Below are 25,982 nucleotides of genomic sequence, written 5' to 3'. Positions count from 1 at the left end.
AATATTAATGATAGGAGTTGATCACCGTGGACGAACAAGTAGATGTATTAATCGTCGGCGCCGGACCAACCGGCCTGACGCTCGGACTCACTTTAGCCAGATATGGCGTTTCATTTCAAATCATCGACCGTAAGACGACCCCGTCGGACAATTCCCGTGCTATCGGGATTCAACCGCGGACAATCGAGGTATTCTCTCGTTTAGATGTTGCTAAAGAAGTGCTCGAACGAGCTCGAACGATAGAACGGGGTAATCTATATTTTTCTGGTCAATGGACAGCCAAACTCGAGTTTTCAAAACTCGTCACTCCTTATCCATTCGTGACGTTACTTCGTCAAAATGAAACAGAAGACATTTTAGAACGCGCTTTACAAAAGCATGGGCATGCTGTAAAGCGTGGAGAAACACTCTCATCCATCACCCAATATCCTTCTCGGTCGATCGCTCATTTGACCGAAGCAGATGGTGCCAACCGTTCGGTCGAAGCGAAATACGTCGTTGCCGCAGATGGTGCGAATAGTTCAATCCGTCGGATGCTCGCTCTCCCGTTCAGCGGAAAGTCTTTCAAAGAAGCATGGGTGCTCGCGGATTTAAAGGCGAATTGGCCTATTTCCCGGGAAGAGGTTCATATATTCTTCTCAGACCGAGGCGTTCTAGAAGTATTCCCGCTTACGGACGAAACCATTCGAATCACAGGGAACTTAAGAACAGATGAATCGTTTGAAGAATCTGATTTGCAAGAATTAGTAGAACAGCGCAGTCACATGCCAGTTGAGATTAAGGAGGTCGAATGGTTCTCCTTGTTCCGCGTCCATAACCGCATGGTCGATTCGTTCATTCACAATCGAATCATTTTAATGGGGGATGCGGCCCATATCAATTCTCCTGTCGGTGGACAGGGGATGAACACCGGGATTGCCGATGCCTTCAACCTAGGCTGGAAGCTTTGGCTCCATTTAAAAACCGGTGCTCCGCACCATGTAGTTTCCACGTATCGGGATGAGCGCCAGCACGTAGCTCGCAATGTCTTACAAACAACAAATATTGCGACCGAAATGCTACAGACGACACTTCCCATGTTATTACCGTTCCAAGCAATCGGCGCCGATGTCTTCACACGCGTGAATCTCGTGAATCAAAAAATCACTGAACGGATTTCACAACTTCACTTATCTTATCCAAAAGGATTACGTATGCCGTTTCGTCGTGTCGCCGAAGGCAAGATTTTCCCAGAAACCGAGATTTTACGAACGGATGACGGGTTTCGGACAAAAATATCTGAAATTGCAGATGGGCGGTTTCAAGTGCTATTGCTCGATGATGGGAAACGAGATTTAACGTCCATCTATGCATACTTAAACGAGCATCAGGCGTTTATACAAACGATCACATTGTCAAAAACGAGTCGACCTTTTTTTGACCAAGGTAACGAACTTGCCAAATCGTTGTTCATGAAGCGAGGTATCCTCGTCATTCGACCAGATGGCTATTTATTGCATAAACAACATCATGTCCGTCTTAAACCATTGAAAGACAAGCTGGCCGCATGGTTCCCATCGTCTTCATGATTTTGAAATGGAGAGCTCCACCGTTCTCGGTGAAGCTCTCCATGTTATTGACCTTCTTCAACATTTACATATAAAATACCTGGTTTTGAAAGAGTTAAGTCATAGAACGCTTCAAATGCCTCGATATCTTCTAACTTTCGAAAATCGATTTTTTCAGTCTCTTCATTCGGAATGGCAACAATAATGCCTTCATCGGTCGACTTGATCATCCCTGTTTGTCCATTGTGAATGCGAATGTAGAGTACTTGTTGGTTTTCTAGAAGCGAAATAGCCTCTCTTCTCGATTGCACTGGTTTTTTCATGTGATCCCCTCTTTTCCATTTTAGTATAACGTTCGCTTCATATTGCTTTCAACTCGTGACACCATTAAACTTGTGTAAAGAAGGGGTTGAAGGCATTGGAAACAGTATTCATCATCATACTCGCCGTTCTGTTCATCATCCTAGTTACGATTCGAACGATTCGCAACTTAAAATGGGTTCGTTTCGGTGAAGCATTCGGAAAACAGGGTGAAGAACTGTTAGGTGATTATCATTACCTGACAGAGCATGGAATCAATTGTCGTGTGGAACAAGGACTCCCGACCGGCAAATTATTAAAACCGCTCGCAAAGAACTTAGATGATCGTGTTGCACTGTTCGTTCATCGTGAGGATGCGACAAAAGCGAAAGAACTCTTAAAATAGAAAGAAGGCCGAACGTATTTTCGGCCTTCTTTCTATTTATGTATTTGTCTTTCCGAGCAATAGTAAGCAATTTGTTTAACAAGTGGCTCTGTCAACGTCTCAAGATTCGTTTTACTGATGACCTGATTGACAAATTCGAAAGAATCCCCACAATTCGCCTTGACTCGCTTGAGCTTCAACTGTTCCGTTTCCGGAAAAATCAATAGAGAGTAGACAGGGATGGCTTGCCCACATTCTTTCTTCAATCGTGCCCGAACTTGTTTCGTCATTCGCTCTAACTCTGTGACAGGATGAGGATAGATATGTTTCCATCCCATCGATGTCTCCGTCCGACACTCACGATTCGTCAAATGGACAGGGGCTGAAGTTCGATTTAATTGAATCAAGAATACACCTTTCGGTCCGACAAGTACGTAATGAACGAGATCCTCGCCAAATTCGACTTGTTCAATCATCATCCAGTCAAATCGACATGTTTGTCTAATGTTATCGACAAGACGATCGGTATAGCATGTTGGTGCTTTCATCACTTCTTCTTTTATACGAAACAGTTTTTTGGTCTGTTGTTTGACCGGTTGCTTTTCCGTAGCCGATAACACTTGCAACATCGACTCCACCCCCTATTCTTTATTCGCTTGGCCCTACTTGCTTTCCAAAGACTGCTTTTTCGAGATTTGAAATACGGCGCAACATATCATAGTTTGAGGCAACTGGTTGTGCCGGTTTAGTAGGTTCAGCTACTGGCGTTGACTCTCGGCGCAACGAGTCATTCTCTTTTTGAAGACGCTCAATTTCTTTCGCCATCTTTTCATAATCACGAATGACCACATCAAGAAATTGATCGACTTCTTCTTGTGAGTAACCTCGTAGTGCAGTTTTAAATTCTTGTTTATAGATGGCTTCTGCTGTTAATTCGGTTTGCATCGTATCACTCCCATTGTTGTTCCCATTGTTTTTCTTCCTCGATGACACGTAAATCTTCTTGTGTAATGAGAAAGACCTCCATATTCGGCTTTCGCCGGGCCCCATTGACCAGAAAACGGGGACTTCCTTCCGTTTCTTCGTCATATAAGGTAATCAATCCTTCTGCTTTATCTAAAAAGAATGCCGTTTTCGCACGAAGTTGACTCGGATCTTCATATGGACGCTGTGTCAGCGGTTCAAAAAAGTCTGCTTCTAGCTGCAGTTGGACAAATATTTCTTGTTCAAACGGTTTATAGCGTTCATCCATATTCAAGAACGGTGGAAATACTGCAATTTTAATCGGATATGTTTCTCTTACCTCTAACAATACTTGTCCTGCCCACAATTCACAACCATTCGTTCCACTTAGAATAAACCATTCTGCACCTAATTCGATCAGTTCGAGAATCTTTTTCCGGTAAGCTTCCTGAATAATTTCGATTCCAGGATGATCTGCTTTGAAGATTCCGAGTTCGTGTGGACGATATCCTGTAATCGCTACTACTTTCATCGTCGCTTCCTTTCTAGACGAGTCCGTCGATGTTCTAACGCATCCTTCTCACGTTTCATCGTTTGACGTAACACTGTCCGCTTTTGATCAAGAATCTCTAACGCTCGCTCTGTGTATTCCATCGCAAGGTCTACATCTTTCTGTTTATGCTCGGCGTATTTAGCGAGTTCGACATACCCATCTATCGAGTGAAGCGACTCAAAAAGTGGAAGCGCTTGATCGATTCGACCCGTTCGTTTTAATAACATCGCTTGCCGCATGACAGCACGTTTCGACGGACTTGGTAGTTGCTCAAACTCTTTCAGCGCTTGCTCCTGTTCACCCAGATCGTGGAGCCAATGTGCCCGTTCTTCTCCAAAATCAGTGACCGGGGTCGCGACGAGTTGACAGAGGCGTGTATACAAGGAGACAAGGCTTAGACAATCCGCATGATGGTGCTCAAGGACCGGCATCAAAATTTCCGGATTCCGTTCTTTAACGTATTGGAAATAATGCATCGGTGCCAAAAATCCAGGAAGGTCATCTGTGCGACCATGCCCAAAATACGACTCGACCGCTTTTAAAGACACCGATTCAAGTCTCGGTTTTAACAATCGTCTCGCTGCATGCAGTAAATCTACATGCCCGACAGAAGGTAACTGTTTTACCCGGGATTTGACGAACGTATGTCTCGTCTTGATTTGTGGCCAGTCAAAAGACTTCCCGTTATATGTGACAAATCGTACCTCATCCCCGATATCTTGTAAGAAATGATAGTAAAAAGCCGTCTCAAACGCCGGATGAGGTAACACGTACTGAATCATTTCAAGCTGTTCCGCTTGAATTCTAGCGAACCCAATTAAAAAGATAGACGTTCCCGAACCGCGTAAACCTGTCGTTTCCGTGTCCATGAACAGGACTTGGTGAGGTTCTAAATCGACGGCAAAAAACGGATGATCCGTTTGTCCCATCATCTGTCTCGCTTCTCCGAACATGAAATCGTGATACACTTCGTCGAGCGGATATGTCTTTCGAATCCGGACGCACCATTCCCCTTCGAACGTTAAAATCTCTCCTCCATGCGCCATCCACTTTTGCTGCTCCACCTCATCTGGAGTTGCGACGTTAGTTTTTGGGGCTGTCTCGTTCGTTTTAATTAATCTAGATAGTTTTGCTTTCATATCGTTCCTTTCAAGGCTTGCAATTGACGAATGACTTGCTGTTTAAAGTCTCCATATCCAATCATTCCGACACAACGTGGGCAACCGCTCTCACACGGACAATCCGTCACCGTCTTCTCGGCTGCCTCAAGCACAACGTCCGCATCTTTATAAAGTGCCTCACTGAGACCGATGCCACCTGGATAACGGTCGTATAAATAAACGGTCGGCTTGTTCGTATGGGTCGACTTCATTTGAATCGTTGTAAATAAATCGAGCGTATCACACATGAGATAAAGCGGCGCCAACCGTCTCATTAAATCACTGACCGCTTCCAACTGGTCCTCTAAGTCTGCCTCAGAGTATGCAAACCGTTCATCCAATGTGAACCATGTTGCCGTCGTATGCAATTCTCGCTCTGGAAGATGAATCGGTCCCGAACCGATATTTTCATGTGTACCAAATTTAATTTTTTTGAACAAGGTGGCCATCGCGATGACCGAGACTTCGCCAAACGTCTTCGCCCCATCAGTCTTATTCTCTTCTAGCACTTTTAATTCGACGGCCAAATTCGCATCCGTATAGTAATCGACATCGACTCGACGAACGAACGCTTTCTTTTCTTCAAAATCGAGTTTTTCAACCTGATATTGTTCGGCTCCGTGCAAGTAAATCGCTTCGTCATGTAGCAACGTCATGGCACTGAACGTGTCCATTTCACCGATGACTTGATGTTTCGCTGTCTGATCGACGATGACGACATTTTCTTGATCACTCGTCCGGAGGGAAATATCGTGCGCCGGGAATGAGTCTGTCATCCAGTAGTATTTATCAGCTCGTTCGTGTAGTACTTGGGCATCTGTGAGGAATTCTAAAATATCCTCCGTATCGACCGTTCCGAATCGCTCTCCTTTTTGAAATGGCAATTCGAAAGCGGCGCATTTCATATGGTCGACTAAAATAATCAGGTTGTTCGGATCGAGACGCGCCGCTTCCGGCGAACGGTCTAAAATTAAATCCGGTTGTTCGACGACGAGCTGATCGAGTGAAGAGGAAGAGGCCACAAACACGACGAGTGACTCCGAATGACGTCGGCCGGCCCGACCCGCCTGTTGCCATAGCGATGCGACCGTTCCAGGATAGCCGTTGAGTACACAGGCCTGCAGTTGGCCGATATCCACACCAAGTTCTAGCGCGTTTGTCGAGACGACCGCTTTGATTTCTCCGTTACGTAATCGGCGTTCAATCTCACGTCGTTCAGAAGGAAGATAACCTCCTCGATAGCCAACAATCGATTTTGGACCTAGCTCACGCCGCGTCAGTTCTTGTAAATACGTCAACAACACTTCGACTCGTACACGTGACCTCGCGAACACAATCGTTTGAATGTTCGCCTCCACGAGTCTTGAAGCAATCCGTTTCGTCTCGAGCGTTGCACTCCGACGGATTCCGAGCGCTTCATTGACTACAGGCGGATTGTAAAAAACGAGATGTTTCTTTCCTTGTGGTGCCCCGTTTCGGTCGATTAGTACGACTTCCTCTTCGGTCAACAACTCGGCGAGTTCACGCGGATTCGCGATGGTTGCGGATGTCATAATCCATTTCGGATGACTGCCATAATAGGCACAAATTCGTTTTAACCGTCGAAATACGTTCGCCACATGACTGCCAAACACGCCACGATACGTGTGCAATTCATCGACGACGATATATTCTAAATTTTCGAATAGTCGAATCCATTTCGTATGGTGCGGTAAGATGCCTGAATGAAGCATATCCGGATTCGTGATGACAATATTTCCCGCATCGCGGACTTTTGTTCGTGCAGCGGGTGACGTGTCACCATCATACGTAAAGCATCGCAGATTCCCTTCAAGGGCCTCGACCATTTCCATCAAGTCACTGTTTTGGTCTTGCGCGAGGGCTTTTGTCGGATACAGATAGAGCGCACGAGCAGTCGGTTTCTCAATCATTCTCGACAAGACAGGTAAGTTATAACAAAGTGTCTTCCCGGACGCAGTCGGTGTTACGATGACGGTCGAATGTCCGGCTGCCGTTTGCTTTACTGCTTCAGCTTGATGCGTATACAATTGCTCGATTCCACGATTGTTAAGGACTGTCGCCAACTGTTCAGGCACTTGATCAGGGATTGGAGCATATTGGGCCGGTCTTGCATCGACCGTGTGCCAATGGCGGACGTGACTTGAAAAACCAGGGTCTTCTTTTAGTTCATTTATGATTTCTTCAACAGAACGCGATTTCCGCATCAGTTCACCTTCTTTTATTAGGAATTCGAAGGTGCAAGTTCCACTACGACTTGCTGGATGTGAGTCATCCTCTCATCTCGTACCATTCTCGATACGGCGGGCATTTTTAATATGGTCATATGTTGAAAGGTAGAGGCGACATGTTCATTCTCTTCTTCAAGACGGTTGAGTGCGTCTGAGAATAGACGCTGTGTCGAGCGTCCGAACAAGACAATGGTATGTAGCTTCGTACATTTCGAATGAACCGCTAATAGATGTTTGGCGTAGCGCTGCACCGTTTTATAATAATCCTCATCTGTCGATAACGCTTGACGGCTCCCTCGAAGGAGGTCCGGATAGTACGGTTCCTCACCTGTGAACATCGTTTCGACACCGATTCGTTTTAAATAAGAGTGTCCAATCGCCTCAGCGACAGTTTGATCCTGGATGAGACGTCCGAGTGGAATCGACTCCTTTAATAGCAGATGTGAAAGCTTTAATCCGAGATGTCCGCCCAGAGGTACGCCGAAATCGTCGTCTTGCAATCGATCAATGACAAGTAATACCTTCATCTTACGCTTTAAAGAGAGTTGAACCATGTGTCACCATCCTGTTCCCTTTCTTTTTATTATAACAAAGTCACACGAAAAACAGGGCGCACAATGTCGCCCTGTCTTCGTTAGTTGTTTCCGTTATTCGAATTGCCATTACCACGATTCGTGTCGGATGATCCATTATTCGACTGCCCGTCTATAGGAGTTCCCGTTCCTTCTCCATCAGTCGGTTGATCGGTGCCTTCATCTGTAGTACCTTCATCAGTCGCTGGCTCATCAGGATTTTGTTCGTCTGTTGTACCGTCATCGGTTCCGTTACCGTTTCCGTTTCCGTTACCATTGTTATTTTCATTCCCGTTGCCGTTGTTCTCATCCGATGGGTTATCTTCAGAATCACCATCTTCGGACGTGTTCTCTTCTTCATCCTTTGGTTCTTCTTTTGGTTCGATCGAGTAACTTGCCTGTGCCGGGGCAGACTGCTGTTCACCCGTCAATGGGTTAGTCGCCTTGGCGACGATGGTGAACGTTGTATCCCCTTCAGGTAAGTTCGAGATATCGATACTTGTTTCACCGGTCGTTCCTACAACTTTTTCTCCACCATCAGCAGAGTTCTGCGTAACCGTAAACGTGACGTCATTATAACCATCCGCCTTCACAGCATCGAAATCATATGACCATGAGACAGAACCTGCTTTTGACTCTTCATCGTAGTTGACGCTTGCGCCTGTTGGAGCGGCCAATTTCTCAGGTTGAAGATCTTTTGGCTTCGTCCCTTTGACATAAAGTTCACTTCCAAGTGACAAGACGGAGTCTGGACGTTGGAATCGATCCGGTTGTCCCGTCGCATTCGTCACTTGTTGCATCATATACTCGAAGTAGTATTGGGCATAGTTCGGTTTATTGGCAGTTTCACTAGCACCGCTGACTTTACCCGTCCAAACGGAAATCGAGTAATCTGTCGTGTAACCCGTAAACCATTTGTCCTGCTCATCGTTGGTCGTTCCGGTCTTACCTGCTACGTCCCAAGGGAATGCACCAGGTTCATACGTCCCGTTCGAACCACTCACGACGTCACGGAGCATGTCCGTCAGCATGTATGCCGTATAGTCTTCCATCGCCTGTTTCGCTTTAATTGGCGAATTGATACTCGAGCCATCGTTAAATTCAATTTTTTGAATCACGTGAGGCTTCGTATACATCCCGTTCGTACCGAGCGCTGCATACGCGGCAGCCATTTGAGTTGTGCTTGCTTCAGCGGCGCCTAATGCGTTCGCTTCCAACAATTCATCCCCGGCATACATTGGTTCGATTCCCACATTTTTTGCGAAGGATTCGATGGCGCCCTGACCAAATTCATCGCGTACTTCTTGGAAAGCACGAACCGCTGGCGTGTTCCCTGAAATCGTCAAGAAATACCGCATCGTGTTCTGACCACGATATTCCTGATAATAGTTGTTCGGTTTGTAAGACCCTTCGAGCGGTGCATCGAGTAAGATCTTCCCGGTAGACCATTGACCGTTCTCGATTCCCGGACCGTAATCAAAGATTGGTTTGGCCGTCGAACCGATTTGACGCTTCTCATTCGAGTAATCACGATACGACTTGTCACCTTGTTTTGCCTGTTGGCTATCGATGATGGCAACTATTTCACCAGTCTTCGTATTCAGCACGGTTGCACCCATACGAAGTTCGTCAGCCGGGAAACTTCCACCCGGAATGTTGACATTATCCGACTTGATATCACTGTTGAATTTAGTGTGTAACTCTTTATTGATTGACGTATAGACTTTTAATCCTGTTCCATAGATATCCGATTGTTCAAGTCCATAGTCTTCCTCAAGCTCGGCTTGGACACGTGAATAAATCGCACGTGTGAATGCTTCCTCTTCCGTCTCTTCTCCAGGCGAAATCACATCGGCAATCTCGACATCCAACGCTTCATCATATTGTTCTTCCGTGATGTGCCCATCCCGTTTCATCGCAGACAACACCTGTTCCTGACGGTAACGTGTCAATTCTTGATCACCGTTGATTGGGTCATATGCGCTCGGTCGTTGCGGAAGACCGGCGAGAATTGCGGCTTCTTGGTAATTCACTTCTGATACCGGTTTGTTGAAGTAGCGTTTTGAAGCAGTTTGCACACCATATCCACCGCTACCATAGTAGTTTTTGTTCAAGTACATCTCTAAAATCTGTTCTTTCGTATACTCACGTTCGAGTTTAAGGGCGAGCCATTGCTCCTGAAGCTTACGCTTCAATTTTTTATCTGTCGAAAGGAACGATTGTTTGACTAACTGTTGCGTGATGGTCGACCCACCTTCTGCCCCGAATCCATCAGTCAAGTTGGCAAGAACAGCGCCGCCGATACGTCGTAAATCGATTCCATTGTGTTCATAGAAACGACGGTCTTCAATCGAAACGACTGCTTGTTGCATCACTTCTGAAATATCGTCAATCGAAACGTACTCCCGTATTTGACCTGCTCCTTCGAGCGGCTCTCCTTCAGCAGAAAGCAATTGAATCGGATACGTATCCACAAGCTTTTCTTCATCAAGTTCTGGTGCTGTCGCAATCGCATACACCGTGTAGGCACCGAGCGCGATGACCGCTGCCACAAATAACATGAATCCTAATAAAAAGATGCGTTTCCACATCGGTTTCTTACTCTTCGTCTTTGGTTGTTTCCCAGTTTTTTTGCGTTTATTCGTCGTCGAATCTTGTCGACGTGCGACCCTACTTCGCTCCATTCATGGTTCACTCCTTCTATTCAATCGAGCCATTGATCAAGCACCGTCAAATAATCAATCGACGGTAAGGCTCTCGTCGGAACTTCAATCGCTTCCTGTTCGATAAAGCTGAGCGGAATCGATTTTCGTCCCGTCAAACGTTGTTCCCACCACTGCACCAGTTGCTCCGTGGTCAATACATATTGCGTATTATAGCGACTAAAACGAATGATGACAAAACAAATTCCTCCATGTCGCTCGCACTCGCGCATATGTTCAATCTGGTGTTCATGAAAATTGCCTAGCGGAAACGATGTCTTATTATTCGTTTCTTTTGCTTCAAAGTCAACGTACTTGCCGCGATACACTCCGTTATAGTCCGTCGTAGACGCCTGTTTAAAGTAAGCTTCTGTCACTTTAGCGGCACTTCGCTTCGGATAATCTACTTTGACGATTTGTAGCGGTGTCGGTTTTTTATGGATGACGGCTCGGTGATGAATACGATAAAATTCATTTGTCTCATTTAACAACGTCTCCAAGTTCATTCCGCGGTTCGCATAGGTTTCAGAATTCGATGATCGTTTAGAATTTCCTTCTCCTATAGATGTCTTTGTCGTGTTTGCTTTCTTACCGTTTGGATAATGGAACAATGTCGTCACCCCATACATACATATTAACAGGTCGGTCCACTCGTTCCTTCAGTCTCAGGTCTGATTGTCGACTTATGTCGGTCGACACTTGTGTGGATTTACCGCAACACATATCGTACCAAACTCCCGTATGTTAAACTAGTATGTAAGCGATTGTGTATCCAAATTGAAAAGCTCTCGTTATGTATGTCCCGATTGTTTTTCTATGATAATAGCACCCTTAGTGTTTATCCAAGTTAATCGATTGATAAACCTAATTGATGTCATTCGTAAAAAAGGGTGCAATAGTTGTCTAGTCAAGATACAGTGGAAATAAAATAGGTGATTTAAAAACGTTAAGCCGTTTTGGAGGGATTGGATGGAAAGTGGAAAGAAGTATGTCATGTTCGTTGACGAAACTGGGACACCTAAAGGGAATACACAGTTCAATTTGACGGGCGTCCTCATGGAATATAAGTATTCAATCGATGCGGACGAAACCGGATTACCTTGTGAACTGAAACGGAGGCTACATGCGTTTAAACGAGATGTGTTTAATACGGAGCAAATCCCTCTACATTTAAAAGAAATTTTAAAAGCAGAACATCCTTATGGAAAAGAGGATGGAATCACAATTGATATGTTACGCGATTTTTGGGATAAACTCCCTGAGTTTTTACAAGGAATCGATTGCACGATTGTCAGTGTCGAGGTGGATAAGCAAAAATTGCATGATTTCTACTCGACGCCAAAAGACCCATATGTCGTCGCCTTCGCTCACTTGATGAAGTCATTCTACGCATTTTTAGAAGAGACGGAAGCGGTCAGTGCTCGTGTCGTCCTTGAATCACGGGATGATTATCAAAACCTGTTAATCCAAAAAGCATTTTTCGATATTTTCAATTCAGGTACGGTTCACCTCGATGTCGAAAAGAGTCGCCAAAAAATTAAAGGCTTCATCTTTTCTGAGAAGCAGAACACGATGTATCAATCGGGGCTCGAAATCGCCGACCTCGTTTGTCTACCACTCTCTCGTGTCCGTCGCGGCGTGATTGAAGTGAAACCACGGTTCGTCCATTATGGGGACGAGAACCGGATCTTTAAAGCAATCAAGGACAAAATTTACATCCGTAAAGAAAGTCCAGACCAAGATTTTCGCAACTGGGGCTTCAAAAAAGTGCCGATCACAAAAAAACGTCGCGAATGGAGCGACCACCCTTGGAACCATTAATCAAAAACGCACCGACACGAATCGTGTCGATGCGTTTTTTTAAGTCGTGACTTTCTGTGACTTCATTCGTTTCTTTCCTTCTCGGCACATATGAAGTAGTGGACATGCCTCACAGCCTGGACGTTGTGCCTTACAATGATAACGTCCGAAAAAAATGAATTGATGATGAAGTTGAGACCATTCCTCGCGTGGAAACTTTTTCATCAACGTATCCTCGACTTGACGGACATTGTCTTTCCAGCGACAGATGCCGAGACGTTTCGATACTCGCTCTACATGGGTGTCAACCGCAAACGCAGGTTCATGAAATGCGACAGATAGGACGACATTGGCCGTTTTACGACCGACCCCAGGAAGCGCCTCAAGTGAAGCCCGATCGGTCGGTACAATCCCTCCGTGTTCGTTGACGATTTTTTCAGAGAGTGCTTTTACATTCTTCGCCTTGTTTCGATAAAGACCTATCCGTTTAATCAATGACTCAATCTCAGACACATCAGCCGCGGCCATCGACTCGACCGTCGGAAACGCTTCAAACAAACCCGGCGTCACCTTGTTGACGAGTGCATCCGTCGCTTGTGCGGAGAGCGCGACGGCGACCACCAATTCGAATGGATTTTGATGCGTCAACTCACAATGAGCATCCGGAAACATTTGCTTCATCGTATCTGACACTTCCTGTAATTGTGCTCTCGTCAACATCACTTATTCCTCCGTTGATATTCTACGACATCCTCGAGCGATTCGACATGGTGGTCTTGCCAAACACGCAGGATTTTGTCCATGTATTTGAAGTTTCGCACGTTTCTAAGTTTCGCTTCCCGAAGCGCGGCCATGATGAGTTCCTCACTGAAGCCATCTTCTGTCATCCACCCTACGATTTGTTCGATTTCGAACGGGGTAATGGTTCCAAATTCACGTTCGAACGTATGAATGATATTTTCACTTAGCGTCTGCTGCGGCGCTGATTTTTCTTCTCCTTGTAACGCCTTGAAAAGAGGCAAAAGGCTGTATCGCTCGCCCGCAGTGGACGCGTCAATCGCAATCAATTCCTTTTGCAATAGACCGAGTAACACAGATCGCGCCTCATTCTCCGAGATGTTCAATCGTTTCCCTAATTCACTTGGGAGCGGCATGACAATCCCTTCTCCGGTCATTTCAAGAAGATGAACGATGAGACTGAATTCGACGGGTGATAAATCAAGTCGTCTTGCATCAGTAAACAATTTTCGCGGAATGACGACCGGACTTTGCTCGAATAATTGAATTAATTGATGTGCATCCATGTCGCACTTCCTTTCTAAGACACATCAATCGGGGAGGACATAATGTCTTCCCCGATTAATCGTTAAGGGTGAATTCGGTTTAATAAACGTGGGAACGGGATGGCTTCACGAATATGTTCAATACCGCTGATCCAAGCGACCGTACGCTCAAGTCCGAGTCCAAATCCAGAGTGTGGGACCGAACCATATTGACGAAGTTCGAGATACCAGTCATACGCATCTGTTTCGTCGAGACCTTCTTTAATGATTTCTTCTTTTAGACGATCGTAATCGTCCTCACGTTGTGATCCTCCGATGATTTCTCCATATCCTTCTGGTGCAATCAAGTCAGCACAGAGAACGAGTTCTGGATTCTCAGGATCCACTTTCATATAGAATGGTTTGATTTCTTTTGGCCAGTGCGTGATGAAGACCGGCTTATCATGTGCATTAGCAATCGCTGTCTCATGCGGCGCACCGAAATCATCACCATACTCGATATCGTCGAATCCTTCTGCCTTCAAGAATTTGATGGCATCTTCATAACGAACACGCGGGAACGGCGCTTGTACTTGTGCCAATTTCTCAAGGTCACGTCCGAGAAGTTCAAGCTCATCTTTGCAGTTTTCAAGCGCTGATTGCGCGATGTATGACACGTATTGCTCTTGAATCTCGAGGTTCATGTCATGATCGACGAATGCCATCTCCGGCTCGATCATCCAGAACTCAATCAAGTGACGACGTGTTTTTGATTTCTCCGCACGGAACGTCGGACCGAATGAGAATACTTTTCCGAGGGCCATCGCAGCGGCTTCCATGTACAATTGACCCGTCTGAGAAAGGTAGGCTGATTGACCGAAATAGTCTGTCTCGAACAATTCTGTCGTTCCTTCCGGTGCACTGCTCGTAAGGATTGGCGGATCGATTTTGACGAATCCTTCTTTGTTGAAGAACTCATATGTCGCACGAATGATTTCGTTACGAACTTTCATAATCGCGTGTTGGCGACGTGAACGGAGCCATAAGTGACGATTGTCCATCAAGAATTCCGTTCCGTGCTCTTTTGGTGTGATTGGATAATCCACCGATTCCGCAATCACTTCTAAATCAGACACTTCTAATTCAAAGCCAAGTGGTGTACGTCCGCCATCTGACTTGACGTTCCCTGTGACCCAAACCGACGTTTCTTGCGTCACACCTTTGGCAAGGGTGAATAGTTCTTCCGCCACATCAGCTTTTACAACGACCGCTTGAGCAAATCCGCTCCCGTCACGTAATTGAAGGAAGGCAATCTTCCCACTCGAACGTTTGTTGGCAATCCAAGCGCCGACGCGGACCGTTTGGCCTTCATAATCTTTAAATTGGTTAATCGAAATTGTTGTCATGTCCATTTCCATCCTTTCGCTTATCGAGCGCGCTTCGTAACGAAGTCTTCTACTCGATCGAGCGCCTCTAGTACGCGTTTTAATTCTGTTGCATAGGATAATCGTACGTAATCGTCTTGTCCGAATCCTGAACCCGGAACGAGTGCCACGTTTGCCTCTTCAAGTACCGCTTCGCACCATGCATCGACTGATTCATAGCCGCTCTCTGTCGCGGCAACTTTTGCGTTGGCATATAAGTAAAATGCACCTTGTGGCTTCAAGCATGTGATACCTGGGATTTGAATAAGGCGGTCATAAACGATATCGAGTCGTTCTTCAAATGATTGTCGCATCATTTCTACGTCATCTTGTGGTCCATTGTACGCTTCCACGGAAGCCGCTTGAGCAACGGACGTCGGGTTTGATGTCGAGTGAGACGCTAAGTTCGTCATCGCACCGATCACTTTTGCATCCCCAACGGCATAACCGATGCGCCATCCCGTCATGGCATGTGATTTTGAGACACCATTGATGATGATTGTCCGTTCTCGCATATTCGGGAGTGTTGCAATCGAGATGAACGTCGCATCACCGTAAATCAATTTTTCATAGATTTCATCGCTCACGACGAGTAAATCGTGACGAAGAACGACGTCAGCAAGTGCCTGTAGCTCTTCTTTCGTGTAAATCATCCCAGTCGGATTCGAAGGGCTGTTTAAAATCACCGCTTTCGTTCGATCCGTGATTGCACGTTCCAATTGTTCCGGCGTCAATTTGAAAGACGTCGATTCGTCTGTATCAACCAAAACAGGTTCTCCGTCTGCTAATTTGATTTGCTCTGGATAACTGACCCAGTACGGAGTCGGGACAATCACTTCGTCCCCCTCATCTAAAATCGCTTGGAACAATGCATAAAGGGCATGTTTCGCACCTGAAGCGACCATCACCTCGTTGCGCTCGAACACTAATCCGCTGTCGCGTTTCGTTTTCTCAATAATGGCATCTTTCAAGGCGACGGTACCACCAGATGGTGTATACTTCGTATCGCCATCTCGAGCCGCTTGACACGCGGCATCAATGATTCGTTCCGGTGTATTAAAATCAGGTTCGCCTGCTCCGAGACCAATGACATCTTTACCTGAAGCCTTAAGAGCCTTTGCTTTAGCCGTGATTGCCAATGTTGTCGATGGTGTAAGTTGTTTTACACGTTTCGCTAGTAGATGTTCCATCCATATCCCCCTCTAATTCGTCACATTTGATCCGTCAATTGGACGCGTCGAATAAACTCTCCGGTCTGAAGCGTGTAATACGAATACGTATAGGAAGCATTCGCTTTCGTAACCACTTCAATGAGTGCACGCTCATCAAATCCAATCTTACAGCTGACGAGTTGTCCACCCGTTTCCTCGACAGAACGCGCGCAGACATCGGTCGCTTCCACTTCATCGATTTCGCGTTGCTCAATCTCCAACTTATCATTAAGAGGCACAAACCAAATCGACTTCCCGTCTTCTTCAGAGAAGACGACATACGCCTGTGTCCCATTGAACAGTTCTCCCTGACCTACTTTCACGTTTGGAGATTCGTCAGTCAGCCGTATCATTGCCTGTTCGACCAGTTTCTCTTTTTGATTCTCTGTATGCCCGATGGTGAATCGATACATCACGCTAAAGACAAGAACGACACCAATCAGAGCCACTAAAAACGAAACGATCCATTTAGCTTTTCTGGTCATTCTGTACGATAGATGGTGAAGACCATCTCTTCCTTTTTCGGATCGTTTACTTTCTTCTCAAGTGACAAACCGAACATCAAATCTTGACTTTTCAAAGTCCGATTCAATAAGTCGACAATCTTATACACGTCCGCGGTCGGTTCAATCCGAACGCTTGCGAGCGTTTCAATATTCGAGTTCATATTGACTCCTCCTCCAAAAACACTATACGTATCATTATAAAGCGATAATATCACGATGCCTAGCGTTATCTATCATTTCGTGACACTGACTTTTCCTTCTTATCTAAGAATAATTCCAACTCGGACAAGGATGTTTCTAACGTCCCCTCGATGCGGTCGACTTTAGGCAAACTGTTGATGAATTGTTTGCCGTAACGCGTCGTCTCGACTCGGCGATCGAATACAAAGATGGCACCATAGTCCCCTTTTGATCGAATCAAGCGCCCGACCCCTTGTTTGAAGCGAATGACCGCTTGCGGAAGCGATAATTCGAAAAATGGTGATTTTCCAAGCGATTCAATTTTTTCTGAGCGCGCCTGCATGATCGGTTGGTCAGGGGGTGCGAACGGGAGACGAACGATGACGAGGCACGTCAACGCCTCACCTGGAATATCGACACCTTCCCAAAAGCTGGCCGTTCCAAAGAGAATCGACTGCTCCATGCGTTTGAACTGTTTCGTCAAACGACTACGCGAACCACCACTCACCCCTTGTGCGAGAAGCGTATAGGACGGATCAAGGTGATCTTTCACTTGTTCGTAAGTAAGTCGGAGCAATTCGTTCGATGTGAACAAGACGAGCATTCGTCCTTTCGTCACATTCGCAATTTGAACAATCGATTGGGCCGTTTGATCGACGAACTGAGGAAGCGGGACATCATTGATCAATGGGAAGTCTGACGGAACAAACAGTTTGGCCTGCTCTCTAAAGTTGAACGGAGAAGGCAATACGACTCGTCTGACCGGTTCTCCTTCAAGTCCGAGTCGCCGTTCCATAAAACTGAACTTGCCCGATACCGTCATCGTCGCCGAGGTTAAAATGGTCGGTCTCTTCTTGAAGAGTCGCTCGTGCAACAACGGACCGATCTCAACCGGTTGGGTGTACACCGAAGTCAGTTTGCGGTTGCCTAAATTCAATTCGACCCAACTGACCGCATCGTCGTCTCGGGTCAGCATCGTCTCATAAATGACGCTCTCGAGCTCACGAACGTCGCCAATTAACGTTTTCAAATCGCTAATGAGTGCCCGCTGCTTAAACGTCATATGTTCTTTACGCTCATCGAGCAGACGATGTAGATGACGAAGTGACGTGCGTAATGTACGGAGTTTGTTCTCAAGTCGATTCGCCACTTCTCGAATCGGTCTGAACGTTGCCCCTTCCCGCTCGAAACGAACTGTTTGTCTCGGCTCTTTTTTCTTGCTCAACGATTGAAGGGCAGTCAAGAGATCCTCAAGTTCTTCCTCAACTTGTGCGAGCGCACCGTCAATCTGCTGACTAAATGCTTCTGCCTCTTCGGTGACGGACGTTAAATCAGCTAGCTGAATGATACGCGAATGGAATTTTCCGTCTGCCCCATAGCCGAACCATTTAAATAATCGGTCAAATTGAATCGCATCAAACGTCACACCGAAGTGATGGGAAGCCACTTCTTCGACTTGATGCGCCTCGTCTAAGACGAGTGGTGTGTCGGTCGGTAAAATGCCTGCCTGATGTTGTAAATCAGAGAACAAGAGCGCATGGTTTGTCACAATCAGATCCGCTTCTTTTGAGCGAAGGACGGCTTTTGTGAAGAAGTCACGGCTATACCATGGATCGAATCGTCCAAATTCACTCGAGGCATCTGCCTGAATCAAGCGTTTAAATGAGGCAGGTCCTTGGGTCGCAGAACCCGGGAATGAGAGTTCTTCTAAATCACCCGTCTCTGTCTCCGTCAACCAGACGAGTACCATCGCCTTACACATCGATACCAACACGCCGTCATTCGACTCATCAAGTACCATCTCAAATTTTCTTAAGTCGATATAGTTTCGTCTTCCCTTTAATAAGGTAAATTCGATTTCTGGAAAAATCTGACGCAACACAGGTAAGTCACGATTGAGTAATTGCTCCTGTAATTGGATCGTATGCGTGCTGATGACAACCGGTCGTTTCGTCTCAAGTGCATGATGTGCACTTGGAATCAAGTAGGCAAGCGTCTTCCCAGTGCCTGTTCCTGCTTCCACTAGCAACGTCTCTTCGTCATCTAGCGCTTTATAGACGTGCCGCATCATTTCAAATTGACTTTGTCTTGGTTCAAACTGTTCAAAAATTGATGGGAGCGTCTCTTCAATCGTTCGAAGCAGAAACGGTTCAAACGGCTCACGCTCTACTGCCGGAACGAATGAGTCGCTAGGACGATATAATGCAATCTTACGATGAATATCAAAACGTGTTTCGTCGTCTGGGCGAATTCCAACCTCGAGTATGATGTCATCAAGTAACGGTTCGACATGGCTCGTCCACGATTCAGACAGCTCGCGAAGTCGTTTCAACGTCACAATCGGCAAGTCGCGTAGGCGGTCGAGCATTCTTATGAAAAGTTCGGCAGTCGCCTCTGCGTCACTTAGCGCCCGGTGTGCATCTGTATGTAAGAGGTCAAACGTATCAGAAAGGGCTTCTAATGCGTGGCTTTCTAATGTCGGATAAAGAATTCGAGCCAACTCGACTGTATCGATAGCTCTCCCTTGAAACGGAAGGTATCCTGCCTGTTCAAGACTCTCATTTAAAAAAGTTAAATCAAATGTGACATTGTGCGCGACAAATACCCGACCATCTAACATTTTCCAAATGTCGGGAATCACCTCTTCAAATAGGGGTGCATCACTCACGTCAGCATCACTAATCGTTGTCAATTGCGTGATAAAAGGGGGGATTGGTCGACTCGGTCGAATCAAGGTGCTGTAGCGCTCAATCACTTCACCCTCTTGTACGACGACCGCCGCAAACTCAATCAGTTCATCACCGGACTTTACGGAATGACCGGTTGTCTCTAAATCCACAATCACATACGTGTCCATAACATCCATCCCATCTTTGGCACGCTCGTGCTTTCTGTCTGTCTCATCTTACCATAGAACGTATGACGAAAAAACGGGGATGCCTCTGACGACACCCCCGAACTCTTTATAAAATCGTATGGGCGATTTCTTCATAAAGAAGTTGATCGACCTCGTTCTGTCCGTTCAAGACGGCAACTTTTGGACGATGCGTTTTCGCTTCTTCCGCAGTCATTTGACCGTATGCCATGATGATGACAACATCGCCTACTTGGAAATGACGTGCCGCTGCGCCGTTCAAACAAATCACACCAGAACCACGTTCCCCTTTAATGACGTATGTTTCGATGCGTGCGCCATTATGGTTGTTCGTAATGTGAACATGTTCATTCTCCATAATACCGACCGCGTCCATCAAATCCTCATCGATTGTGATTGAACCGACATAGTGTAAGTTTGCTTCAGTCACTGTTGCTTTGTGAAGTTTCGCGTGCATAAATGTACGAATCATTGGATTCATCCCTTCTTCCAAATCACATTATCAATCAATCGGGCGCGTTCAAATTGAACGGCCACTGCTAATAAAATTTCAGTTGAGTCGTACGTGACGGAGCCGAGTGTCGGATAATCGACGAGTTCGACATAATCGATTTGACTATTCGGAATCTCGCTCAATCGTTCCGTCAATTGACGTTTGACCGCTCCAGCACCTTGCCCTGTTTCTAATTCTTCTCTCGCCAACGTCAGCGCCTTGAAAATTTGACTCGCTTCTCTTTTTTCAACTTCTGACAGATATACGTTTCGAGAAGATTTGGCCAGTCCTGTCTCCTCACGTATAATCGGGCAGCGTCGAATCTCGACTGGTACGAAATAATCTCGGACATATCCTTCAATGAGCGCGACTTGCTGGGCATCTTTCAGCCCAAAATAAGCACGTGTTGGTTGAACAAGATTAAATAATTTCGAGACGATTGTCAACACACCATCAAAGTGACCTGGTCGACTCGCCCCACATAATACGTCTGCACCTTGACGGACGGTCACACGAGCCATATCGAGTGGATACATCGTCTCAGTCGTCGGATAGAACAGGTAGTCAACACCCGCCTCACGTGCCAACTTCTCATCTCGATCAAAGTCTCGCGGATATCGGTCGAGGTCTTCATTTGGTCCGAACTGTGTCGGATTCACAAAAATACTCATCACGACGATATCATTTTCCCGTCGTGCGCTTTCAACGAGGCTCATATGTCCCTCATGCAAATAACCCATTGTCGGAACGAACCCAATCGTTTGCCCAGACGGTAACGCGTGACGTAATTCTTCAACGGTCGATATAATTTTCATCATTTTCCTCCGTACAACGAATCTAGTAACGACTCGTCCATCGTAAAAGTATGACGTTCAAGCGGAAACTGACCGTTTTTCGTTTCTTCGACGAAAGATTGAATCGCATGTGTCGCCACATCATTCACATCCGCGTATGCTTGAACAAATTTCGGCAAGCGGTCCACCCCATATTTTAAAACGTCATGGTAGACAAGCACTTGGCCGTCGACTTCTGCCCCGGCCCCGATTCCGATGACTGGGATAGTCAACGCCTCAGCGATTCGTTTCGCTAGTTGATGAGGCACACATTCGAGAACGAGCATTTTCGCACCCGCTCGTTCGGCAGACAGACTATCTTGAAGAAGTGCCTCAGCGGCTTCAAGGGATTTTCCTTGAACTTTATATCCCTCTAACACACCAACTGATTGAGGCGTCAATCCTAAATGGGCGACACATGGCATTCCGACTTGTGTCAAGCGTTCAATCGTTCGGAGAACTTCCCCTGAACCTTCAAGTTTGATGGCATCCGCCTGTCCTTCTTGGAACATACGTGCCGCCGCCTGTAGCGTACGGTCGAAATCTCCGTGGTACGTCGCAAATGGCATATCTACTACTACGAACGTCTGTTGTGCTCCTCGTCGCACGGCTTTTGCGTGATGGAGCATATCTTCCATCGTCACAGGGATGGTCGAATCATAACCGAGTACGACCATTCCAAGTGAATCCCCGACGAGAATCAAATCGACCCCTGCCGCCTCGGCAAGTTTCGCTGACGGATAATCATACGCCGTCAACATGACGAGCTTTTCTTGTTCATTCATCTTTTTCAATAACGAAGTCATCGTGTTCATCTGTTTCTCCTCCTAAACGTGGAGACAGGAAAGAATAAACGCCTTCTTACACAATAGGCAAGAAGGCGCACGAAAAACAATTTCATGGTTTTCATGAGTAGTGTCCTTCTGTCCCTGTCAAAATGATCAAGGCAGACAACTGATTGTGACAGTCTGCAAGCGTGGTACACTTCAAAAATCGATAGCGTCCGACACATTCAGTATAGTCGATGGTGTCGTTTTCATCAATCATTCCACACTGCAATCTCAGCAGAATAGACCGGTTCGACTTTCCCATCTACTTCGAGTAACAGGGCACCTTCATCAGAGATTCCTCGCATGACGCCTGTTCTTGACGCCCGGGACCCACTCAGCGTGACCGATTCATTCAGATAAGCGGCATGTTTCGTCCAATTCAAGCGTACCGGTGCGAACCCATCTTCGAGAAAACGGTCGTACTCGGTTTCGAGTTCGACTAGTAGCTCTGCTAGTAACTCACTGCGATGATAACGTGTTCCCGTTTCAAGATAGAGCGATGTAGCCCGGTGAGCCAAGTCCGGTGGAATAGTTTCACCATTGACGTTTATACCGAATCCTAAAATGACAGCCTGGATACGATCTCCCTCCGTTTGCATTTCTGTCAGAATGCCTCCGATTTTCTTACCATTTAAGAGTAAATCATTCGGCCATTTGATTGACACGTCGAGATTTCTCGCATTCAACGCCGTCGCAAACGCACTGGCTGTCATCAAAGTCAGCTTCGAAGCCTCCCGAATCGGTAAATCGGGTCTTAAAATGACACTTGCCGCAATATTGACATGCTTCGGATTATGCCAGTTACGTCCTAGCTGCCCACGCCCCGCCGTCTGTTCTTCACTGATGATGAGCGTTCCTTCGGGTGCATGTTGTTGTGCAAGTTCGTGTGCGATGCGTTGTGTCGTATCGACTTGATCAAACGCATGTACGACTTGACCAAAACGCCCCTTCCGAAACGAGACAAAAGCCGGTTCATCGAATCGGTCGCTTTGTTCGAGTAGTTGATAACCTTTTCGTGGAATAGTATGAATCGCGTACCCGTCTTGTTTAAGTGTCTCGATATGTTTCCAAATTGCGGTACGTGAAATATTCAATTGACGTGCCAGCTCTTGACCGCTCCATACTTCACCATTTTGTAATAGCGTCAGGACACGCCCGCGCGTTGAAGCCATCGTTTCGCCTCCTCTTTCAATACAGTCTCATGGTTCGGCATCTCTTGTAGGACGACCCGTCGTTCCAAGTCGGCCAACATATGTTTAATGACCTCTCCTTTTGCTCCGAGCTCGAGCGCATCTCGTCCATCAAATTGTAGTTCTTTTCGTGACTGAATGGGGAGTGACTGCTTCAATTCACGACTCCGGTCTCTCTCACCGTTCATCCGAAAATACGTAGATAGCGTGGTCTCCTCTGTCTGATAGATCGTCATCTCATCTAATCCCGTCTCACACAATTTAGCTAGCGTACGAGCCTCGCGCTTTATGGCATTTGAGCGTTTCCATGGCAAGAGCCACGATTCATCGTTCGAATGATACAAAAAGAGTGCCCAACCGCTAGCCGCGTTTACAGGCGTACGCTCATCTTCCTGCACACGATTCATCAGATCCGACGTGACGCCCGGTAGGTGACGGTGAATGCCAAGAGCCACCATCTCATTGAGCGCTCTCTTATACGCAGGTCCAACCAATAGTTTTTCAAATTCGATTGCAATGCGTTCCATCGCAATTTGCTCGAGCTTATGGCCGAGCACACTCGCTGCATCACGTAACTCTTCATGTAAGGTGAAGTCGAGTTGAGACATGAAACGAAGGGCGCGCATGATGCGAAGAGCATCTTCACCGAAACGTTCGAATGGGCTACCGACCGTACGGATGATCCGCTCTTCAAGGTCATGTTGACCACCGAACAAGTCGACGACTTGTCCATCATGAAACGCCATCGCATTCATTGTGAAATCACGGCGCAATAAATCTTCTTCGAGCGACACACCGAGCGCGACATGGTCTGGTCTTCTTGAATCCGAATATGCCCCTTCTGAACGGAATGTCGTCACCTCGAACGGATGATGGTCGATGATGACCGTGACCGTCCCATGCTCGATGCCGGTCGGGACGGATTTTGGAAAGAGAGCCATCACTTCTTCAGGGAAGAGCGACGTCGCCAAATCAATGTCATCCGGTAAGCTTCCGAGGACATAGTCACGAACGGCCCCACCGACGATATAAGCCTCACCACCATGCCGTTCAATCGTTTCAATGATTTGTTTCGCATACTCCCATTCTGTCATGATTTCACCACCTGTTCATACAAGCGCTCATATTCAGTCACGATGTCTTGTGAGGCGAAGCGTTTAGACTTCTCTAATCCGTTACGTCTGAATCGTTCCTGTAACGAGGCATCTGTCAGTACACGTTGCATCGCATGAGCGGCAAGACTTGCGTCGCCTCTCGATACGACAAACCCGTCCTCGCCATCCGTGATGACTTCCGGTAAACCACCTGCATCACTCACGACTGAAGGTACCCCTGTCGCCATCGCTTCGAGGGCGACGAGTCCGAACGCCTCTTTGTCCGATAACAAGACATGAACATCGCTAATTGAAAGGAGCGCTGCGACTTGTTCTTGTTTCCCGGCAAAGATGACATCGTCTTCAAGTTCCATTTCGGTCACGAGTCGACGCATCGCCCCCATGAGAGGTCCATCGCCGACGAGCAAAAGTTTTTTGTTTGGGACGTCCATTTGGTCGAACGCCTCTAAAACGAGATCGACACGCTTCACCGGTCGAAAGTTCGAGATGTGGATGACGACTCGGTCCTCATCTGACAATCCATACCGTTCCCGAAGCGTCGGGTCAATTTGTGGCGTATATACCGATTCATCGATAAAGTTGTGAATGACTTGAATGGGCAAATCACTCGCAATGCGGTCTTCCGTCTCTCGTTTTAGACTATGCGAAACGGCCGTGATGGCATTCGATTGGCGTAGTCCGTATAGAATGGCCGGTTTCAATTCCTCATCCTCTCCGAGCACCGTGATATCGGTCCCGTGTAACGTCGAGACGATGGGTGTCTTCACTCCTGCCATCTCACGACCAAGTGCCGCACATACGGCATGAGGGACCGCATAATGGGCATGAATGACGTCAAGCCCGAACGATTGGATGACGCTCGCGATTTTCGCCGACAACGTCATATCGTAAGGTGGGTATCGGAAGACCGAGTATTGGTTGATTTCGACTTGATGGAACGTGATATTCGGATGATAGGCGTTCAATCGAAACGGCATGCTACTTGTGATGAAATGGACGTCATGACCACGATCCGCAAGCTTCATCCCGAGTTCTGTTGCCAAAATCCCAGAGCCACCTACCGATGGATAACACAAAATGCCGATACGATATGTCATGCGAGTTCACCTGCCTGTCTCACAACGTATGGTCGGACTTGTTTCAAGCCTTCTGCGTATGACGTACCGATCAAGCTCCCGAAATGTCGTTCCCGTGCGACGACCCGCTCCACATATGCATCGGTGAGTGGTGTCTTTACTCCGTTCATCGGTGTGAACTGACTGGCATAACATTGTAAGGCTTGGGTTTTCACGTCGATGGTGTCACTGATATCGACGCAGACGTCTGGTTCGACATGCGCATTGATCATATATTGGTACACACTTTGCGGACGGTATGCATCAAGTTCAGGTAAGTATTTTCGAATGCCGGCATTAAACAGCGCCTCTGTCACAAGATGTGCACAAGCGGCATGGTCTGGATGACGGTCGACCTCATATGGATATAGGACATGAGTTGGGCGCTCGTGACGAATCAACGATACGATTGCTTCTAGTTGGTCGGCACTTCCGTCAATCCCGCGGTCACTGAATCCGAGATTCAGGCGGCGTACACCGAGCACCGCATCCGCTGCACTTGCTTCTTTTTGTCTTGTTTCGACGTCTCCATTTGAAGACAGCTCGGCTTTCGTCAAATCGACGTAGACGACTTCAATCTTCTGTTTCGTCCATTGGGCGGTCATTCCGGCAATCCCGATTTCAATATCGTCCGGATGTGCCCCGATGGCTACTACTTTCATCTAAATCACCTCTTCTTTGAAAAGTATAGCCGACTCGATTCTGAATGTCATATGT

The 25,982-nt window shown here is 46.7% G+C and carries 26 protein-coding genes; 3 read left to right on the top strand and 23 right to left on the bottom strand.

Going from position 1 to position 25,982, the window contains the following annotated elements:
* The first annotated feature begins 26 nt into the window (after positions 1-26).
* Entirely contained in the window at positions 27-1,568 is a 1,542-nt protein-coding gene (locus tag KNO90_RS10065) for an FAD-dependent monooxygenase (RefSeq protein WP_214740332.1), read from the top strand.
* Positions 1,569-1,612: 44 nt separating this feature from the next.
* Here KNO90_RS10065 and KNO90_RS10060 read toward each other — a convergent pair whose 3' ends face one another.
* Positions 1,613-1,870, bottom strand: a complete 258-nt coding sequence (locus KNO90_RS10060; RefSeq protein ID WP_214740330.1) for a hypothetical protein — start codon at positions 1,868-1,870, stop codon at positions 1,613-1,615.
* Positions 1,871-1,965: 95 nt separating this feature from the next.
* Here KNO90_RS10060 and KNO90_RS10055 point away from each other — a divergent pair, with 95 nt between their 5' ends.
* Positions 1,966-2,253, top strand: a complete 288-nt coding sequence (locus KNO90_RS10055) for a hypothetical protein (protein ID WP_214740328.1) — start codon at positions 1,966-1,968, stop codon at positions 2,251-2,253.
* Between the two features lie 32 nt (positions 2,254-2,285).
* On the opposite strand, the gene KNO90_RS10050 is transcribed toward KNO90_RS10055, so the two are convergent.
* From KNO90_RS10050 to recU, 8 genes are all read right to left on the bottom strand, one after another.
* Positions 2,286-2,861, bottom strand: coding sequence for a nuclease-related domain-containing protein (locus KNO90_RS10050; RefSeq protein ID WP_214740326.1), 576 nt, complete (start codon positions 2,859-2,861; stop codon positions 2,286-2,288).
* Between the two features lie 19 nt (positions 2,862-2,880).
* The gene (gpsB, locus tag KNO90_RS10045; protein WP_074034598.1) at positions 2,881-3,177 is read right to left on the bottom strand and encodes a cell division regulator GpsB; all 297 of its coding nucleotides are present in this window, start codon (positions 3,175-3,177) and stop codon (positions 2,881-2,883) included.
* 4 nt (positions 3,178-3,181) lie between these two features.
* Complete coding sequence (locus KNO90_RS10040) at positions 3,182-3,727, bottom strand: SLOG family protein (RefSeq protein WP_214740324.1); 546 nt, start codon at positions 3,725-3,727, stop codon at positions 3,182-3,184.
* Complete coding sequence (locus tag KNO90_RS10035; RefSeq protein WP_215113506.1) at positions 3,724-4,887, bottom strand: ribonuclease H-like domain-containing protein; 1,164 nt, start codon at positions 4,885-4,887, stop codon at positions 3,724-3,726. Before KNO90_RS10035 ends, KNO90_RS10040 begins: the two co-directional genes overlap by 4 nt.
* Positions 4,884-7,133, bottom strand: a complete 2,250-nt coding sequence (locus tag KNO90_RS10030; protein WP_214740320.1) for a DEAD/DEAH box helicase — start codon at positions 7,131-7,133, stop codon at positions 4,884-4,886. Before KNO90_RS10030 ends, KNO90_RS10035 begins: the two co-directional genes overlap by 4 nt.
* Positions 7,134-7,150: 17 nt before the next feature.
* Positions 7,151-7,711, bottom strand: a complete 561-nt coding sequence (locus KNO90_RS10025; RefSeq protein ID WP_214740318.1) for a hypothetical protein — start codon at positions 7,709-7,711, stop codon at positions 7,151-7,153.
* An 80-nt stretch (positions 7,712-7,791) separates the two neighbouring features.
* On the bottom strand, positions 7,792-10,413 hold the full coding sequence (locus KNO90_RS10020; RefSeq protein WP_215113505.1) for a transglycosylase domain-containing protein: 2,622 nt from the start codon (positions 10,411-10,413) through the stop codon (positions 7,792-7,794).
* 20 nt (positions 10,414-10,433) lie between these two features.
* Positions 10,434-11,060: a Holliday junction resolvase RecU gene (gene recU / locus KNO90_RS10015; protein ID WP_214740314.1), complete on the bottom strand. Its 627-nt coding sequence runs from the start codon at positions 11,058-11,060 to the stop codon at positions 10,434-10,436.
* A 340-nt stretch (positions 11,061-11,400) separates the two neighbouring features.
* Here recU and KNO90_RS10010 point away from each other — a divergent pair, with 340 nt between their 5' ends.
* On the top strand, positions 11,401-12,252 hold the full coding sequence (locus KNO90_RS10010) for a DUF3800 domain-containing protein (protein ID WP_214740312.1): 852 nt from the start codon (positions 11,401-11,403) through the stop codon (positions 12,250-12,252).
* A gap of 39 nt (positions 12,253-12,291) precedes the next feature.
* Here KNO90_RS10010 and nth read toward each other — a convergent pair whose 3' ends face one another.
* The 14 genes from nth to bshB1 form a co-directional block, all read right to left on the bottom strand.
* Complete coding sequence (gene nth / locus KNO90_RS10005; RefSeq protein ID WP_214740310.1) at positions 12,292-12,951, bottom strand: endonuclease III; 660 nt, start codon at positions 12,949-12,951, stop codon at positions 12,292-12,294.
* On the bottom strand, positions 12,951-13,535 hold the full coding sequence (locus tag KNO90_RS10000) for a DnaD domain-containing protein (RefSeq protein ID WP_214740308.1): 585 nt from the start codon (positions 13,533-13,535) through the stop codon (positions 12,951-12,953). The genes nth and KNO90_RS10000 overlap by 1 nt, the downstream gene beginning before the upstream one ends.
* A gap of 62 nt (positions 13,536-13,597) precedes the next feature.
* Positions 13,598-14,899 (bottom strand): asparagine--tRNA ligase, encoded by a 1,302-nt coding sequence (gene asnS, locus KNO90_RS09995; RefSeq protein WP_214740306.1) that lies wholly within the window; start codon positions 14,897-14,899, stop codon positions 13,598-13,600.
* Positions 14,900-14,919: 20 nt separating this feature from the next.
* Positions 14,920-16,107, bottom strand: a complete 1,188-nt coding sequence (locus tag KNO90_RS09990; protein WP_214740304.1) for a pyridoxal phosphate-dependent aminotransferase — start codon at positions 16,105-16,107, stop codon at positions 14,920-14,922.
* 20 nt (positions 16,108-16,127) lie between these two features.
* Positions 16,128-16,613, bottom strand: a complete 486-nt coding sequence (locus KNO90_RS09985; protein ID WP_214740302.1) for a hypothetical protein — start codon at positions 16,611-16,613, stop codon at positions 16,128-16,130.
* Positions 16,610-16,795, bottom strand: a complete 186-nt coding sequence (locus KNO90_RS09980; RefSeq protein ID WP_015881492.1) for a YpmA family protein — start codon at positions 16,793-16,795, stop codon at positions 16,610-16,612. The genes KNO90_RS09985 and KNO90_RS09980 overlap by 4 nt, the downstream gene beginning before the upstream one ends.
* A gap of 65 nt (positions 16,796-16,860) precedes the next feature.
* The gene (dinG, locus tag KNO90_RS09975; protein WP_214740300.1) at positions 16,861-19,671 is read right to left on the bottom strand and encodes an ATP-dependent DNA helicase DinG; all 2,811 of its coding nucleotides are present in this window, start codon (positions 19,669-19,671) and stop codon (positions 16,861-16,863) included.
* A gap of 106 nt (positions 19,672-19,777) precedes the next feature.
* Positions 19,778-20,161, bottom strand: a complete 384-nt coding sequence (panD, locus tag KNO90_RS09970) for an aspartate 1-decarboxylase (protein WP_214740298.1) — start codon at positions 20,159-20,161, stop codon at positions 19,778-19,780.
* A gap of 5 nt (positions 20,162-20,166) precedes the next feature.
* Entirely contained in the window at positions 20,167-20,997 is an 831-nt protein-coding gene (panC, locus tag KNO90_RS09965; RefSeq protein ID WP_214740296.1) for a pantoate--beta-alanine ligase, read from the bottom strand.
* The gene (panB, locus tag KNO90_RS09960) at positions 20,997-21,830 is read right to left on the bottom strand and encodes a 3-methyl-2-oxobutanoate hydroxymethyltransferase (RefSeq protein ID WP_214740294.1); all 834 of its coding nucleotides are present in this window, start codon (positions 21,828-21,830) and stop codon (positions 20,997-20,999) included. The genes panC and panB overlap by 1 nt, the downstream gene beginning before the upstream one ends.
* Positions 21,831-22,054: 224 nt before the next feature.
* Entirely contained in the window at positions 22,055-23,017 is a 963-nt protein-coding gene (locus KNO90_RS09955) for a biotin--[acetyl-CoA-carboxylase] ligase (protein ID WP_214740290.1), read from the bottom strand.
* Complete coding sequence (locus KNO90_RS09950) at positions 22,990-24,129, bottom strand: CCA tRNA nucleotidyltransferase (protein ID WP_214740288.1); 1,140 nt, start codon at positions 24,127-24,129, stop codon at positions 22,990-22,992. Before KNO90_RS09950 ends, KNO90_RS09955 begins: the two co-directional genes overlap by 28 nt.
* The gene (gene bshA / locus KNO90_RS09945) at positions 24,126-25,247 is read right to left on the bottom strand and encodes an N-acetyl-alpha-D-glucosaminyl L-malate synthase BshA (RefSeq protein ID WP_214740287.1); all 1,122 of its coding nucleotides are present in this window, start codon (positions 25,245-25,247) and stop codon (positions 24,126-24,128) included. The genes KNO90_RS09950 and bshA overlap by 4 nt, the downstream gene beginning before the upstream one ends.
* Positions 25,244-25,927 (bottom strand): bacillithiol biosynthesis deacetylase BshB1, encoded by a 684-nt coding sequence (bshB1, locus tag KNO90_RS09940; protein WP_214740285.1) that lies wholly within the window; start codon positions 25,925-25,927, stop codon positions 25,244-25,246. The genes bshA and bshB1 overlap by 4 nt, the downstream gene beginning before the upstream one ends.
* Positions 25,928-25,982: the final 55 nt, after the last annotated feature.

This window comes from Exiguobacterium sp. s63 (assembly GCF_018617335.1).
In the GTDB taxonomy this organism is placed as follows: domain Bacteria; phylum Bacillota; class Bacilli; order Exiguobacteriales; family Exiguobacteriaceae; genus Exiguobacterium.
Note: the sequence above shows the minus strand (reverse complement) of the source record. Positions and strands in the feature narration are given on the sequence as shown.

Bases quoted from the DNA above. Each gene is read 5' to 3' on its own strand.
- asnS (WP_214740306.1), bottom strand. From the start codon at position 14,899: ATGACAACAATTTCGATTAACCAATTTAAAGATTATGAAGGCCAAACG.
- panB (WP_214740294.1), bottom strand. From the start codon at position 21,830: ATGAACACGATGACTTCGTTATTGAAAAAGATGAATGAACAAGAAAAG.
- recU (WP_214740314.1), bottom strand. From the start codon at position 11,060: ATGTATGGGGTGACGACATTGTTCCATTATCCAAACGGTAAGAAAGCA.
- panC (WP_214740296.1), bottom strand. From the start codon at position 20,997: ATGAAAATTATATCGACCGTTGAAGAATTACGTCACGCGTTACCGTCT.
- KNO90_RS10035 (WP_215113506.1), bottom strand. From the start codon at position 4,887: ATGAAAGCAAAACTATCTAGATTAATTAAAACGAACGAGACAGCCCCA.
- dinG (WP_214740300.1), bottom strand. From the start codon at position 19,671: ATGGACACGTATGTGATTGTGGATTTAGAGACAACCGGTCATTCCGTA.
- KNO90_RS10060 (WP_214740330.1), bottom strand. From the start codon at position 1,870: ATGAAAAAACCAGTGCAATCGAGAAGAGAGGCTATTTCGCTTCTAGAA.
- KNO90_RS09955 (WP_214740290.1), bottom strand. From the start codon at position 23,017: ATGGCTTCAACGCGCGGGCGTGTCCTGACGCTATTACAAAATGGTGAA.
- KNO90_RS10000 (WP_214740308.1), bottom strand. From the start codon at position 13,535: ATGGATGCACATCAATTAATTCAATTATTCGAGCAAAGTCCGGTCGTC.
- KNO90_RS09950 (WP_214740288.1), bottom strand. From the start codon at position 24,129: ATGACAGAATGGGAGTATGCGAAACAAATCATTGAAACGATTGAACGG.
- KNO90_RS09985 (WP_214740302.1), bottom strand. From the start codon at position 16,613: ATGACCAGAAAAGCTAAATGGATCGTTTCGTTTTTAGTGGCTCTGATT.
- panD (WP_214740298.1), bottom strand. From the start codon at position 20,161: ATGATTCGTACATTTATGCACGCGAAACTTCACAAAGCAACAGTGACT.
- KNO90_RS10020 (WP_215113505.1), bottom strand. From the start codon at position 10,413: ATGGAGCGAAGTAGGGTCGCACGTCGACAAGATTCGACGACGAATAAA.
- KNO90_RS09980 (WP_015881492.1), bottom strand. From the start codon at position 16,795: ATGAACTCGAATATTGAAACGCTCGCAAGCGTTCGGATTGAACCGACC.
- bshA (WP_214740287.1), bottom strand. From the start codon at position 25,247: ATGACATATCGTATCGGCATTTTGTGTTATCCATCGGTAGGTGGCTCT.
- KNO90_RS10040 (WP_214740324.1), bottom strand. From the start codon at position 3,727: ATGAAAGTAGTAGCGATTACAGGATATCGTCCACACGAACTCGGAATC.
- nth (WP_214740310.1), bottom strand. From the start codon at position 12,951: ATGTTGACGAGAGCACAATTACAGGAAGTGTCAGATACGATGAAGCAA.
- KNO90_RS10010 (WP_214740312.1), top strand. From the start codon at position 11,401: ATGGAAAGTGGAAAGAAGTATGTCATGTTCGTTGACGAAACTGGGACA.
- KNO90_RS10025 (WP_214740318.1), bottom strand. From the start codon at position 7,711: ATGGTTCAACTCTCTTTAAAGCGTAAGATGAAGGTATTACTTGTCATT.
- KNO90_RS09990 (WP_214740304.1), bottom strand. From the start codon at position 16,107: ATGGAACATCTACTAGCGAAACGTGTAAAACAACTTACACCATCGACA.
- bshB1 (WP_214740285.1), bottom strand. From the start codon at position 25,927: ATGAAAGTAGTAGCCATCGGGGCACATCCGGACGATATTGAAATCGGG.
- gpsB (WP_074034598.1), bottom strand. From the start codon at position 3,177: ATGCAAACCGAATTAACAGCAGAAGCCATCTATAAACAAGAATTTAAA.
- KNO90_RS10050 (WP_214740326.1), bottom strand. From the start codon at position 2,861: ATGTTGCAAGTGTTATCGGCTACGGAAAAGCAACCGGTCAAACAACAG.
- KNO90_RS10030 (WP_214740320.1), bottom strand. From the start codon at position 7,133: ATGCGGAAATCGCGTTCTGTTGAAGAAATCATAAATGAACTAAAAGAA.